This is a genomic window from Paenarthrobacter sp. E2MeOHC11 (assembly GCF_058744955.1).
Genome location: NZ_CP196673.1, coordinates 1,571,386 through 1,583,683 on the forward strand (window position 1 = coordinate 1,571,386; position 12,298 = coordinate 1,583,683).

The 12,298-nt window shown below is 61.6% G+C and carries 15 protein-coding genes; 6 read left to right on the plus strand and 9 right to left on the minus strand.

Annotation, left to right across the window (positions count from 1 at the left end):
• Positions 1-173 precede the first annotated feature (173 nt).
• The 6 genes from ACSSVG_RS07155 to ACSSVG_RS07180 are packed head-to-tail and all read left to right on the plus strand — an operon-like array spanning position 174 to position 5,424.
• Positions 174-1,541, plus strand: a complete 1,368-nt coding sequence (locus ACSSVG_RS07155; RefSeq protein WP_231340335.1) for an MFS transporter — start codon at positions 174-176, stop codon at positions 1,539-1,541.
• A complete protein-coding gene (locus ACSSVG_RS07160) occupies positions 1,538-2,332 on the plus strand; it encodes a carbon-nitrogen family hydrolase (RefSeq protein WP_492418129.1) in 795 nt (264 codons plus the stop codon). The genes ACSSVG_RS07155 and ACSSVG_RS07160 overlap by 4 nt, the downstream gene beginning before the upstream one ends.
• A 36-nt stretch (positions 2,333-2,368) precedes the next feature.
• Positions 2,369-3,055: a DUF2848 family protein gene (locus ACSSVG_RS07165; protein ID WP_231340333.1), complete on the plus strand. Its 687-nt coding sequence runs from the start codon at positions 2,369-2,371 to the stop codon at positions 3,053-3,055.
• The gene (locus ACSSVG_RS07170) at positions 3,052-4,524 is read left to right on the plus strand and encodes a 4-hydroxyphenylacetate 3-hydroxylase family protein (RefSeq protein ID WP_253466142.1); all 1,473 of its coding nucleotides are present in this window, start codon (positions 3,052-3,054) and stop codon (positions 4,522-4,524) included. Before ACSSVG_RS07165 ends, ACSSVG_RS07170 begins: the two co-directional genes overlap by 4 nt.
• 2 nt (positions 4,525-4,526) lie before the next feature.
• Positions 4,527-4,898 carry a cupin domain-containing protein gene (locus ACSSVG_RS07175; RefSeq protein WP_105693876.1) on the plus strand — a complete coding sequence of 124 codons (372 nt, stop codon included), beginning with the start codon at positions 4,527-4,529 and terminating at the stop codon, positions 4,896-4,898.
• 1 nt (position 4,899) lies between these two features.
• Complete coding sequence (locus ACSSVG_RS07180; protein ID WP_231340330.1) at positions 4,900-5,424, plus strand: flavin reductase family protein; 525 nt, start codon at positions 4,900-4,902, stop codon at positions 5,422-5,424.
• 76 nt (positions 5,425-5,500) lie between these two features.
• Here ACSSVG_RS07180 and ACSSVG_RS07185 read toward each other — a convergent pair whose 3' ends face one another.
• The 9 genes from ACSSVG_RS07185 to ACSSVG_RS07225 all read right to left on the minus strand — a co-directional run bounded on the left by ACSSVG_RS07185 (position 5,501) and on the right by ACSSVG_RS07225 (position 12,156).
• Complete coding sequence (locus tag ACSSVG_RS07185; RefSeq protein ID WP_231340329.1) at positions 5,501-5,818, minus strand: putative quinol monooxygenase; 318 nt, start codon at positions 5,816-5,818, stop codon at positions 5,501-5,503.
• 98 nt (positions 5,819-5,916) lie between these two features.
• Positions 5,917-6,459, minus strand: a complete 543-nt coding sequence (locus ACSSVG_RS07190) for a GNAT family N-acetyltransferase (RefSeq protein WP_492418132.1) — start codon at positions 6,457-6,459, stop codon at positions 5,917-5,919.
• Positions 6,460-6,539: 80 nt separating this feature from the next.
• On the minus strand, positions 6,540-7,433 hold the full coding sequence (locus ACSSVG_RS07195) for a carbohydrate ABC transporter permease (RefSeq protein WP_231340327.1): 894 nt from the start codon (positions 7,431-7,433) through the stop codon (positions 6,540-6,542).
• The gene (locus tag ACSSVG_RS07200) at positions 7,433-8,449 is read right to left on the minus strand and encodes a carbohydrate ABC transporter permease (RefSeq protein ID WP_231340326.1); all 1,017 of its coding nucleotides are present in this window, start codon (positions 8,447-8,449) and stop codon (positions 7,433-7,435) included. The genes ACSSVG_RS07195 and ACSSVG_RS07200 overlap by 1 nt, the downstream gene beginning before the upstream one ends.
• 5 nt (positions 8,450-8,454) lie before the next feature.
• Positions 8,455-9,864, minus strand: a complete 1,410-nt coding sequence (ngcE, locus tag ACSSVG_RS07205) for an N-acetylglucosamine/diacetylchitobiose ABC transporter substrate-binding protein (protein ID WP_253466137.1) — start codon at positions 9,862-9,864, stop codon at positions 8,455-8,457.
• Positions 9,865-10,040: 176 nt separating this feature from the next.
• Positions 10,041-10,307, minus strand: a complete 267-nt coding sequence (locus ACSSVG_RS07210; RefSeq protein ID WP_492418135.1) for a hypothetical protein — start codon at positions 10,305-10,307, stop codon at positions 10,041-10,043.
• Between the two features lie 97 nt (positions 10,308-10,404).
• Complete coding sequence (locus ACSSVG_RS07215) at positions 10,405-10,815, minus strand: MmcQ/YjbR family DNA-binding protein (RefSeq protein WP_159705716.1); 411 nt, start codon at positions 10,813-10,815, stop codon at positions 10,405-10,407.
• 9 nt (positions 10,816-10,824) lie between these two features.
• Positions 10,825-11,592 (minus strand): polysaccharide deacetylase family protein, encoded by a 768-nt coding sequence (locus tag ACSSVG_RS07220; protein WP_492418137.1) that lies wholly within the window; start codon positions 11,590-11,592, stop codon positions 10,825-10,827.
• A 138-nt stretch (positions 11,593-11,730) separates the two neighbouring features.
• Entirely contained in the window at positions 11,731-12,156 is a 426-nt protein-coding gene (locus tag ACSSVG_RS07225) for a CoA-binding protein (protein ID WP_231340322.1), read from the minus strand.
• Positions 12,157-12,298 lie beyond the last annotated feature (142 nt).

The window sequence follows — 12,298 nt, forward strand, 5'->3', positions numbered from 1 at the left end:
TTCGGGACGTTCCTGAAAACTTCTCCTTCAAATATAGACAGGTTGTATACAACCCGTCTACAGTGTTGTTCAGTGACTCCGCTCACGCATCGGAAATACCCAAATTTTCCTGGGAGCCCGGCCGCCAGACTCAACAGAAGCTCCGCGGCTCCCACTCGCAAAGGATTCCCACAATGACCGATTTGAAGAAAGCAGAACTGCGGCAACAGAAGCACTCCAGCCTGCCCGTGGTGGCTGCTTCGAGCCTGGCCGGCACGGCCGTTGAATGGTACGACTTCTTCCTCTACGGCACCGCCGCAGCGCTGGTATTCAACAAGCTCTACTTCCCTACCGACGATCCCCTGGTGGGCACCATGCTGGCCCTCGGAACGTTCGCGGCCGGCTTCCTGGCACGCCCCATCGGCGCCATAGTCCTGGGTCACCTGGGAGACAAACACGGCCGGCGCGCAACACTGGTGGCCAGCCTGATGCTCATGGGTGTCGCCACCACCCTCATCGCCTTCATCCCTTCGTACGCAGCGATCGGCCTTGCAGCACCCCTGCTCCTCCTGCTGCTCCGCTTGATTCAGGGATTTGCCCTCGGCGGCGAATGGGGCGGCGCGGTACTCCTCGTCTCCGAGCACAGCAACGAAAGCGCCCGGCGCGCGTTCTGGGCTTCGTGGCCGAACATGGGCCCACCGCTGGGCAACCTGATGGCTGCCGGCGTCCTGGCCATCCTCGCCGCCACCATGCCGGAGAGCGAGTTCCTGGCATGGGGCTGGCGCATCGCGTTCGGTTTGTCTGCACTGCTGGTAGTCATTGGCCTCGTCCTGCGGCTTTACGTCCAGGAAACCCCGCTGTTCAAGGAAGCACAGCGCAAGCGCGAAGCCGAAGGCAACAAGGAACGGAAGATGCCGCTGACCATCCTGTTCCGCCGCAACTGGCGCGAGATCCTCATCGCCACCGGCAGCCGGATGGGCGAGAACGCAGGCTTCTACATCTATTCGCTGTTCATCATTACCTACGTCACCCAGATCATGGGGTTGCAGCGGCAGACAGGCCTCACCGCCGTCATGATCGGGCAGGGCGTGGCCGTCGTCGCCATTCCCATCCTGGCGCTGTACGCGGACAAGGTAGGGCGGAAGCCCATCCTGATCGGAGCGTCGATTGCCACCGTGGTGTGGGCCTTCGCGTTCTTCGCCCTGCTCAATACGGGACAGACCTGGGGAATCATTGCAGCTGCCGTGGGCGGCCTGCTGATCTTCGCGGCGTACAGCTCGGTGATCGGCGCGTTCTTCTCCGAACTTTTCCCCACGGACGTCCGGTACAGCGGCACCTCAGTGGCCTATAACCTGGCATCGCTGATCGCCGGCTCGTTGTCACCGATCATCGCCCTGGCCCTCTACAGCGCATTCGGCACCGGCTATGCGATCGGCATCTACCTCGCCGTCATGGGCCTGATCTCCATGGTCTCGGTGATGTTTGCCAAGGAAACCAAGGGCTTGCGCCTCAGCGACCTGGACAACGATCCACACGGCGCCCCGGAAAAGGAAAAAGCATGAAAATCGCACTTGTCCAAGTAGCCAGCCCGGACTCCGAAACCCGCGAGGACCGCATCCAGCGCGTAGAAGCCATCCTTCGCGGTATCAACGGCGCCGAACTGATCGTCCTGCCGGAGCTGTGGAGCGCCGGATACTTCCACTTCGACGAATACGAGGCCTTGGCGGAGACGCTCACCGGCCCCACAGTGTCCATGTGCTCACGGGTAGCCAAAGACCTTGGCGTATACCTTCATCTCGGCAGCATCATCGAGGCGGGCGACGACGGCCGGCTCAGCAACACCTCCATCCTGCTGGGCCCTGACGGCAACGTGGTCCACACGTATCGGAAAATCCACGTCTTCGGGTACAAGTCCAAGGAGGCAAGCCTCCTCACCGCTGGATCGTCCCTCCCCGTAGTCCCCTTGCCTTTCGGGTCCGTTGCAGGCATCACCTGCTACGACCTCCGCTTCCCCGGATTGTGGGTGGAGCTGAGCGACCGCGGTGCGGAGATCGTGATCGTCCCCGCGGCCTGGCCGGCGGCCCGGCGTGAACACTGGCGCCTGCTCACCACGGCCCGGGCTGTGGAGCACCAAATCTTCGTGATCGCTTGCAATGCAGCAGGCAGCCAGGAAGGTGTGGAACTCGGCGGACACAGCCGGGTGGTGGACCCCGCCGGCAACGTCCTTGCCGAAGCGGACGCCGGGGAATCGGTGCTCCTGGTGGACATCGATCCCCTGCAGGTCCAGGCCGTCCGCAGCGAGTTTCCCGTCATCGGGGACCGCCTCGCGGCCTACGACACACTCACCGTTTAGACCCAAGACCGTTCAGAAGCCATCCAAGGAGACGGAATGGAAACAACAAGGCAAGTCCCACTGACCTTCCAGGTGGTGGGCACAGAGAAGACCATCGTGGTCACGGATTTCCACGGAGTGGTGGCCGGCTACACAGGCCGGGATCCGAAGGCAGTCCAGCACCACATCGATGAACTGGCAGCCATCGGCGTAGCTCCGCCACCGGAGGTTCCCATGTTCTACCGCATGGACTCGGACCTGTTCGAGACCTCCGGCGAGCACGACACCTCGGAGAACCTGACCTCAGGCGAGATTGAACCCCTCTACATCCGCCACGACGGCAAGTACTATCTCGGCATCGGCTCGGACCACACGGACCGCGACATCGAGGCCCGGGACATCGGCGATTCCAAGCGGGCCTGCCCCAAGCCCGTCGCCGGTGAGGTCATCGCCGTCGAATCCTTGGCGGATCTCGACCTCGACAGCTGCACCGCCCGCTCATGGGTGGACGGGGAACTGTACCAAGAGGGTTCGCTGAGCGGCCTGCGCACGCCGGCCGACGTCGTCGAGCGCCTCTTGGACCGTACCGACATCGGTGATGCCGACTTCATGTGCCTCGGCGGCACCCTGCCGCTGCTGGACGGGAAGTTCGTTGATGGAACTTCCTGGAAGTTGGAGCTCTCCTTCCCGAATGGGACCACAATCGAACATAACTACAAAATCAGGAAAGGCTCACTTCGATGAGAACCGGTAAGCAGTATTTGAAGTCCCTGAACGACGGCCGGACAGTGATCCTCGATGGCGAGGTAGTCGGCAACGTCCTGGAACACCCGGCCTTCGCGAAGGTTGCCCGGACCATGTCCGAGCTGTTCGACATCGCGGCCGATCCCGCCAACGGAATGCAGTTCCACTCGGAGGAGATCGACGGACCGGCCAACAGGACCTTCGCCGCTCCCAGGACGCAGGAGGAACTCGTCCTGCGCCGCCAGGCAATCGAGAAATGGGCCAAGCACACCCACGGTTGGGTTGGCCGCAGCCCGGACCATGTGGGCACGTTCTTCGCCGCGTTCGGTTCCCACCCGGACGTTTTCAAGAATGACGAGCGGGACTTCGCCGGGAACGTGGAGCGGTACTACAAGAAGATCCTGTCCGAGAACCTGTACCTTTCCTACGCGATCATTCCCCCACAGGTTTCCCGCGCAACCACGGCGTCAGGTTGGGAGGGCGAATACCTGCAGGTCGGCGTCGTGCGTGAAACCGAGGAGGGCATCATTGTCCGTGGTTCGCAGATGCTCGCCACCGGTGCCGCCATTGCCGACGAAGTTTTTGTCACCTGCATCAAGCCACTGGGCCCGGACGACGTGGACTTTGCGATCAGTTTCGCCATCCCCGTGGCCACGGACGGCCTGAAGCTCTACTGCCGCCGCCCGTTCGCGCCGGCCGCCACCAGCGACTTCGACTACCCGCTGACCAGCCACTACGACGAGCCGGACGCCCTGGTGGTCTTCGACGACGTCCTCATCCCGTGGGACCGCGTCTTCATCAACCGGAACATCGACACCCTGCGCCGTCAGTTCTTCGACACCGGCGCCCACGCCCTGGGCAACTGGCAGGCCCAGATCCGTTTCTCCACCAAGCTGAAGTTCATCGCTTCCGTGGCCCGCAAGGTCACCCAGGTGAACGGCACGGACAAGATTCCCGGCGTCCAGGAGAAGCTCGGCGAGCTCGCAGCGATCGTGCAGTCCGTTGAGTCGGCGGTTCTCGCCGCCGAATACACGGCAACAACGGACGACGCCGGCATGAGGGTTCCCGGAAAGAGTGCACTGTACGGGGCCATGGGCCTGCAGTCCGAGACCTACCCGCGAGTGATCTCGATCCTGCGCGACCTGGTGGGCGGCGGCGTCCTGCAGCTTCCCTCCAGCATCGCCGACATGACCAGCAGCGTGACCCGGCCGGACATGGAACGCTACGTCCAGTCGCCCGGCGTCAGCAGCGAGGAACGGGTGAAGCTCTTCAAGCTGGCCTGGGACATCATCGGTTCCGAGTTCGCCGGCCGCCACCAGCAGTACGAGATGTTCTACGCTGGCGCACCGTTCGTGGTCCGCGGCGCCTACACCTACCGGAACTACGGCTACGACGCCCTGGTGGCGGAGCTGGACACGTTCCTCGGTTCCTACAGCATCGAGGGCTCCACCGAATCGGAGGGGATCTGACCATGGCAAAGCCCGAATTCGAGTTCACCCCCGTTTCCTCGGTGGACTTCGCACCCTGCAACCCGCACATCGAGGGGCTGTCCGAGGCCATCCTCGCCCGCGATTCGGACAATGACAGCGTCACCCGGATCCTCAAGTTCGAGCCCGGCACGGATACCTCCCCCAACGGCGTCCTCACGCACGATTTCTGGGAAGAGGTCTTCATTTTCGAGGGCTCTTTCGTGGACCAGCGTCTCGGCAAGACCTTCAAGGCCGGCGACTGGGCCACCCGCCCACCCGGCATGGAGCACGGCCCGTGGGTCTCCGAGAATGGAGCCAGGATGTTCGAGGTCCGGTACTACACGAATCCGGCACCAGCGGAGCGGAGCAACTGAAATGAGCCTGGCACCAGCCTTCACCATCCCCGACGCCATGGGGATGCGCCGCGCCATGGGCCGCTTCCTCACCGGCGTCGCTGTGGTCACCACCCAGCACGAGGACGAGCAGTACGGGATGACCATCAGCTCGCTGACGTCCATCAGCCTTGAGCCGCCCATCCTGATGATCTCGCTGAACTTCGGCACCCGGACCGGCGAGGCCCTGATGGAGAGCGGCAAGTTCGCGGTGTCCATCCTCGGCGCGAAGCAGGAGTCCGTGGCCCGGCGGTTCGCCGTCCGCGGCGGGGACCGCTTCGGCGACGGCGACTTCGACATCACCGACAACGGCCTTCCGGTCATCAAGGGCGCCCTCGCCCAGGCGGACTGCAGCGTGGTGCAGCAGTACGACGTCGGCGATCACCAGGTCTTCTTCGGCCAGGTCACCACGTGCCGGGACCGGGACGGCGAGGTGCTCGCGTTCAAGGCCGGCCGCTTCGGCTCGTTCAGCGACTTCGGCCATGCGGAGATCCCCTGGATGTTCTAGTTCCCATAGAACAACGCGGGGTCACTTACGGCCCATGAATCCCTCTGGGATGGGCCGTAAGTGACCCCGCGTTGCTTTAAATGGTGAGCTCGCCCATGCGGTCCCAGCCGCTGCCTTCGAACTGGCGGCTGATGATGTGGGGAGTCTCCACCAAGGCCTGGGGCATGTCCGCCATGGCCTTCTTGAAGTGTTCGCTGTTGACGTGGGCCTCGGCAGCGTCATCCTGGAACGCTTCCACCAGGACGAACTCATTCGGGTTGTCCACGCTGCGGGACCAGTCGAACCACAGGTTGCCGGGCTCAGCGCGGGTCGCTTCGGTGAAATCGGCCACCAGGTCCAGCCACCGCCCGGACCAGTCAGGCTTGACGTTGAACTTGACCACGATAAAAATCACGGGCTGCTGCCTTTCGTTGCACTACAGAATCAGTCCAGCCTTTCACAGCCGCGGGTCCATTCGGAGTCGTGCGTCAGCCGGCAGGGCCGGTCCACCGGCTAGTCATGCAAAATGACCTGGTAAAGGTTGTGGTCCTGCCATTTCCCAGCGATGTGCAGGTACTTCGGCGCCATCCCGATCTTCCGGAAGCCCGCCTTCAACAGCACGCGCTGGGAGCCAACGTTATGCAGGAGAGTGCTCGCTTCCATCCGATGCAGACCCAGCTCGTCCCGGGATTTTTCCACGATCACTTTAACGGCGGCGGACGCCAAACCACGGCCCGCGTACTTGCTGTCAACCCAGTAACCCAGTCCTGCACTCTGGAAAGGACCGCGCACGATTCCTGCAAGGGTGAACCTGCCAATAACGGCATCGTCGGCAATCAACGCCAGGGGGAACCCCTCGCCTGCTTCATGGACGGCCAGGCGCTTGGCGATATCCGCCGCCTGCCACTCTTCGGTGAAGTACTCGTCGGAACGCACCGGCTCCCAGGCCGCAAGGTATTCACGGTTGCGTACATACGCGGCCGCGAGCGCTGGCGCGTCGCTCACACGGAGCAGGCGCATGCTGACGTCGTTACGGAGTTGGTGTGGCTCGAACATCAGCCAATGGTAAACGCCCGACGGCGGCCCGCACCGTAAGGTGAGGACCGCCGTCGACCGTTGTTTTTAGCTTGGCTGTACTACTTCGAGGTGCCTTGCGACACGGAGCCCTGCAGCTGGCGCTGGAAGATCACGTAGACGATCAGGACTGGAATGACGGTGACGCTGACCGCGGCGAACAGCGCGCCATAGTCCACTGCGTAACCCATCTGGCCGGCGAAGGCCGCGAGCTCCTGCGAGAGGACGCGCGGGCCGGCGGCGTTGATGGACACCGGAATCAGGAACTGGTTCCACAGGCCCAGGAAGTTGAAGATGGCAACCGAGGCAAGGCCCGGCTTGGCCATCGGCAGCATGACCTGGAAGAACGTCCGCCACTCCCCTGCGCCGTCAAGGGCCGCTGCTTCGGTAATTTCGTGAGGCAGCGACTTGAAGAAGGAGAACAGGAAGAACACCGTGAACGGAAGCGCGAAGCCCACGTACACCAGGATGAGTCCGGGCAAGGTGTTCAGGAGGCCCATGTTCTTCAGGACGAAGAACAACGGCACCATGGCCAGGAAGATCGGGAAGGTCAGGCCGGCGAGCATCAGGTAGTAGATGGCCCTGCTGCCCGGGAACGTATACCGGGCAAGGACGTAGGCACACATGGCACCGAGGACCATGACGATCACCAAGGCAACTGCAACAACGATCACCGAGTTCAGGAAAGCGCTGCCGATGCCGGCTTCGCTCCAGGCCTTGACGTAGTTATCCAGCTTCCACTCACCCGGCAAGGCGAACGGCGAGGCGAAGATCTCGCTGGACGTCTTGAAGGAGGACATGAACGTCCACAGCAGCGGAAGAATGACGATGAGCGTCCAAATGGTCAAAGCCGTGTGCGACACGGCTCCCACCACTTTGTCGCCCTTTGTGGTTGCCGGCGTCCGCGGTTGGAAGTGCAACGACTTCATTTCCGGAGTTGAGACTTTGGTTGTCATTACAGACTCACATCCTTGTCGCCGCCGGTGAGCCGGTTAACCACGAACACCAGGCCGGAGAAGATCAGTGTTGCAATGGCCAGGACAACGCCCATGGCACTTGCGAGCCCGAACTGACCCTTGCTGAAGGCGGTGAAGAACAGCTGCTGGGCCATGACCAGCGTTGAGTTGTCCGGACCACCGCCGGAGTTCAGTGCCGCCATGTAAACGAAAGCGTCCAGAGCCAGGATGCCCATGTAGATGTAGGCAGTCTGGATGTTGTCGCGGATCAAAGGGATGGTGATGGACACGGCGGTACGGAAGCGACCGGCGCCATCGATTCTGGCGGCCTCGAAAAGCTCGGCGGGAATGCCCTTGATGCCTGCAACAAACAGGACCATGTAGAAGCCGACAAAGCCCCAAACGATCACGAACATCGTGGCAATCATGGCGGTGTTCTTGTCACCGAGCCAGGCGAAGTCCTTGAACTGGTCAAAGCCCAGCCCCGTCAGGATGCCGTTGAGCAGGCCGCCGGAGGGATCGTAGATCTGGCCCCACATGATGCCGATGGCTACTGCCGGAATCGTGTACGGGAAGAACGACACCACACGGTAGAAGCTGGAATTGCGAAGTCCTTTGATCTGGCCTTTGCTGCTTCCGCCCACGGTCACCAACGAGGCAAGCACCAGGCTCAGGATGATGGTGATGATCGGGAGGAAGATGACCAGGAGGATGTTGTTCCCCATGGCCTTCATGAAAATGTCGTCGGTGAAGATCTTTACGTAGTTCTCGAGGCCGATGAAGTTCTGGTTCGGCGAGAAGCCCGACCAGTCCGTCAGCGAGTAACCAAAGGCTTGAACGAAGGGCCAAATCACGAACAACAGGTAGATCGCCAGCGGCAGTCCGAGGAAAACCGCGAAGAAGCTGACCTTGTCCCATGTCAACGGCTTCCGCCTCCGCTTTATCACTTGCGGGGCAGCCGTCGCCGGAACGACGGCGGCCAGGCCGTCGTCGTTCCGGCTCTGCTGAGTTTTCACTGAGGTCACTTCACTTCGATCTTCTTGACCGAGCTGTCGTTACGGACCTTGTCGGTGATGTTCTGCAGTGCGGAGGTCAAGGTTGCTACGTCCGACTTGCCGTCCAGGAAGCTGTTCCAGACAACCAGCTGGTCCTTGTTGGTGCCGTAGAGATCGATGAAGTTCCAGGTGAAGATGTCCTCGCCCGCGTCGCCCAGCAACTTGGTCTGCGAAACCAGGGCCGTGGAACCGAAGCCATCGGCCGGAACGGTGTCCTTGACGATGGTGGGAGCCAGCTTGGTCTTGGCGAAGTTGGTGGCAGCTTCCTTGGACAGCATGATGCGGAGCAATTCCTTGCCGCCAGCGGCGCTCTTGCCCTGCGAGGGGACAATGAAAGGTTCGCCGGCAGCGCTGTGGAGAGCCGCATAAGGCTTCTTGGAGCTTGCACTCGCGGTGGGCACGGGTGCGCCCATCATGTTGAAGCCCGCCTTGGTCTGGTCCTTCATTTCGTTTTCGATCCACGAACCGGACGGGTAGAACACAGCTTCCTGGGCGTTGCTCCACTGCGCCTGCGCGGCGGTGAACTGCGTGCCCGAGCCACCTGGCTTGAAGAAGCCGGCCTTGACGATCTTGTCCAGAGCGGTAAAGACGGACTGGATGGCGGGGTGCGACCAGGAATCCGCCGTGAGGTTTTCCAACCCGAGGCGAACGTCGTCACCGCCTTCCTTGATAGCGGAGGCGATCGCCATTTCCTGGTAGTACGTAGCGGCTTCCTTGCCCCAGACGAACAGGTACTTGCCCTTGGCCTTCGCCTGCTCGCCCAAGGCGTACATTTCGTCCCAGGTCTTGGGAACGGTCCAGCCGTTCTCCTTGAGGAGGGAATCCGAGTACCACATTGCATAGACGGTCAGCACGTAGTTCAGGGCGGCCAGCTTGCCATCGAAAGTGCCTGGAGCCAGTACGCCGGTGTACAGGGTGTCCTTGATGACCTTGCCCTCGAGGTTCTTGGCCTCCACGAGCGGCGTGAGGTCCTCGAGCTGGGCCAGGATGGTGCTGAAGCCGATGGACTTGGCACCGGAGTTGTCAATCAGGTCCGGCGGGTTGCCACCCACGAAGCGCGGCTGGAGCTCCTGGGCGATGTCCGTGGACGGGGAAATCTTGGCGGTGGAACCCTCGTGGGTCTTCTCAAAGATCTTGCCGGCGAACTCGACGTAGTCGATGCCGTAGCCACCCTTGAAGATCACGGCGTCGATGGTGGCCTTCTCTGCCATACCGAACGGGTTGGTGTCGGAGACAGTGCCTGTAGGGCCGGTGGTGGTGGTACCGCCACCTGCGGCACATGAAGCAATGGTTCCCCCCATGGGCACGAGCACGGCTGCAGCGAGTGCTCCACGCAGGAATCCACGGCGACCGACGGACTGGTGCTGAACGTTCATTTCTAAACCCTCCAGTGACTCGTAGTGTCGACTGTTGCGGCGGGAAAGCCGTTCAGTCAGACAGTCTGGGTTGGCGCTCTGGCAGCACCAACCTTCTGTGACATAATTCACCACGAATGATCGAAAATCAATATTTCGCGGCAGTTTCGATCAACATTTGTCAAAGCGTGATCTTTCTACGGACCCTCCGCGAGGGCCTTTCCGCACTCTGTGATGGCTTCCCGGGCCAGGGTCTTTTGCCGCTCAGTTCCCCGTCTTTCCGCCCATTGTTCGACTAATTGGAACTCCACCACGGCCTCAGTGAGCCGGTTTTTACCGCCGAGAAACATGCTGGGGCTAACGTGCAAAGCAATCATCCAGGCCTTGGTTCGATCATCATGGGCCATAGAGGCATTTTCGACGCCAGTGGAGCGCATATGGAGTTGCGTCTTCTGATCCAGCATCAAACCGCTCCTGACCAGCGCTGAGGCTGAGGTCCTTAGGTATGCAGTATCAATCTAGTCCCATGTCAGCGCCGTGGGGAGTGTGTTCGCGCGCGTGTCAGCTGCCGCGCGGATTGGCGAGCCTGGCCCAGCCCAATTGCTCCTGCTGCTTGCGGCTCAGGGTGGCAACAACAAGGTCGTAGGAGTCCTCCACCATGTCCCTGACCATGTCATCGGAGAGGGCCCCATCCAGCCGGACACCGTTCCAGTGGGTCTTGTTCATGTGCCAGGCACCAGTGATTTCGGGGTTTGCGGCCCTGAGCTGTTCGGCCAACGCCGGCTCACACTTGAGGCTCACGGACCAGTTGTCCGGGTCCATCGAGGACAGGGCGAACATCTTTGCCTCGTGCCGGGTTCCACCCGCGACGGCGGCACGCACCTTGAAGACGGATGTCTCGGGACCGAAGGGGAAGTCTTCAAAGGCGCCGGGAAAGCCCAGGCAGATTTCGCGGAGGCGGGAAACGTCCATGCAGCGAGCTTACGCAACGCCCAGGAAGTCCTCCAGCAACACTACTTCGAGCCCCGCAGCCAACTGGGCCGCGCGGAACGCAGCGAGGTCCGCCGCGAACTCGGCACGGAAATGCATGAGCACGATGTCGCCCGGGCGCAGCGAGTTACCCACCTGGTAGTCCATCTTTCCGGCGTTTGCCTTGGCTTCCCACGTGACGATCGCCTTCATGCCTGCGTCCGCCACAGCCTTGCGCATCACGTTGGAATAGGCGCCTCCCGGGGGACGGAAAAGCGTGGGTCTGCGGCCGTAGTGCTGGAACGCGTACTCCTGCATTCCCACCATGTCGTTCACCTGCTGCTGGTATCCCCACTGCCGCACCATGTTGATGTTGTGCGTTACCGTGTGGTTCTCGATCAGGCTGCCTTGGGCTTTGAACGCATTAAAGAAGGCAGGATTGTCGGCGATCGTGTCCCTGGTGAGGAAGAGCGATGCCGGGTAGTCGTACCCGGCCATGAGCTTGATCGATTCGGGCGTCTTGATGTTTCCGTCGTCGATGGTCAGGAACACCACGGGATGCTGGGTCTCGATCTTAGTGATGACCGGAGCCAATCCGCCCACGATCGGCGGCAACTGGTAGTCCGGAATGAACGATTTCCGAAGGCGCTTGGTGGCCGTAGGAGTAGGCGTGGGAGTAACAGCCGGCGACGCTGAAGCGGCACCGGGCGTCAGCGCCGGCGTCGAACTTTCAGCGCTTTGAGTGTTGTCAGCGCCTTCCGCTGCTGTGCAAGCCGTCAAACCGGCAACCACGGAAGCGCCAAGAATACTGAAGGCGGCCCGTCTGCTGGGAGTGGAAAATGGCACCGCAGAATGGCCGCCGAACATGGCTGTCCCCCAAGACTCAAGAAATGATTCAGCTGCAATCTAGCAGAGGAATCACAAGCCGTAGTGCCAGCCCTCGCGCGCCGGGCAGGAGTTCACCACGACATCCAATCCTGCGTCCCTGGCGCGCTGCGTGGCTTCGTCGTCGAACACGCCGAGCTGGAGCCACACTGCTTTGGCGCCGATGGCAATGGCCTGGTCGATCACTGCACCGACTCGTTGGGAGTTGACGAAGCAGTCCACAACGTCGATGGGGCGCCTCGCCTCTGGAATATCAGCCAGGGTCTTATACCCCTTCTCGCCGTGCACGTCCTCGCCCTTGAGGTTGACCGGGATGATTTCCATGCCCATGGTGTCCCGGACATAGAGCGAAACGTCGTAAGCGGAGCGCCACTGGTTGGTACTGAGGCCCACGACGGCCCATGTGCCTTTTGTTCGCATCAACCGCTCGACGACGGCCGGATCGTTGACATGCATCATGAGCCAAGCCTACTCCCGCCCCTCCAGGAGCTGCTTTGCCGAATAATCTGCATCATTCGCCGCTCGGCCCGGCTGAACAGCGAATATTACGCATGGAGTCTGCCCAATTTTGAGTCAAATGAACGATCGGCTTTAGTAAGGA

Bases quoted from the DNA above. Each gene is read 5' to 3' on its own strand.
- ACSSVG_RS07195 (WP_231340327.1), bottom strand. From the start codon at position 7,433: ATGACAACCAAAGTCTCAACTCCGGAAATGAAGTCGTTGCACTTCCAA.
- ACSSVG_RS07155 (WP_231340335.1), top strand. From the start codon at position 174: ATGACCGATTTGAAGAAAGCAGAACTGCGGCAACAGAAGCACTCCAGC.
- ACSSVG_RS07180 (WP_231340330.1), top strand. From the start codon at position 4,900: ATGAGCCTGGCACCAGCCTTCACCATCCCCGACGCCATGGGGATGCGC.
- ngcE (WP_253466137.1), bottom strand. From the start codon at position 9,864: ATGAACGTTCAGCACCAGTCCGTCGGTCGCCGTGGATTCCTGCGTGGA.
- ACSSVG_RS07210 (WP_492418135.1), bottom strand. From the start codon at position 10,307: ATGCTGGATCAGAAGACGCAACTCCATATGCGCTCCACTGGCGTCGAA.
- ACSSVG_RS07165 (WP_231340333.1), top strand. From the start codon at position 2,369: ATGGAAACAACAAGGCAAGTCCCACTGACCTTCCAGGTGGTGGGCACA.
- ACSSVG_RS07175 (WP_105693876.1), top strand. From the start codon at position 4,527: ATGGCAAAGCCCGAATTCGAGTTCACCCCCGTTTCCTCGGTGGACTTC.
- ACSSVG_RS07160 (WP_492418129.1), top strand. From the start codon at position 1,538: ATGAAAATCGCACTTGTCCAAGTAGCCAGCCCGGACTCCGAAACCCGC.
- ACSSVG_RS07215 (WP_159705716.1), bottom strand. From the start codon at position 10,815: ATGGACGTTTCCCGCCTCCGCGAAATCTGCCTGGGCTTTCCCGGCGCC.
- ACSSVG_RS07190 (WP_492418132.1), bottom strand. From the start codon at position 6,459: ATGTTCGAGCCACACCAACTCCGTAACGACGTCAGCATGCGCCTGCTC.
- ACSSVG_RS07170 (WP_253466142.1), top strand. From the start codon at position 3,052: ATGAGAACCGGTAAGCAGTATTTGAAGTCCCTGAACGACGGCCGGACA.
- ACSSVG_RS07225 (WP_231340322.1), bottom strand. From the start codon at position 12,156: ATGATGCATGTCAACGATCCGGCCGTCGTCGAGCGGTTGATGCGAACA.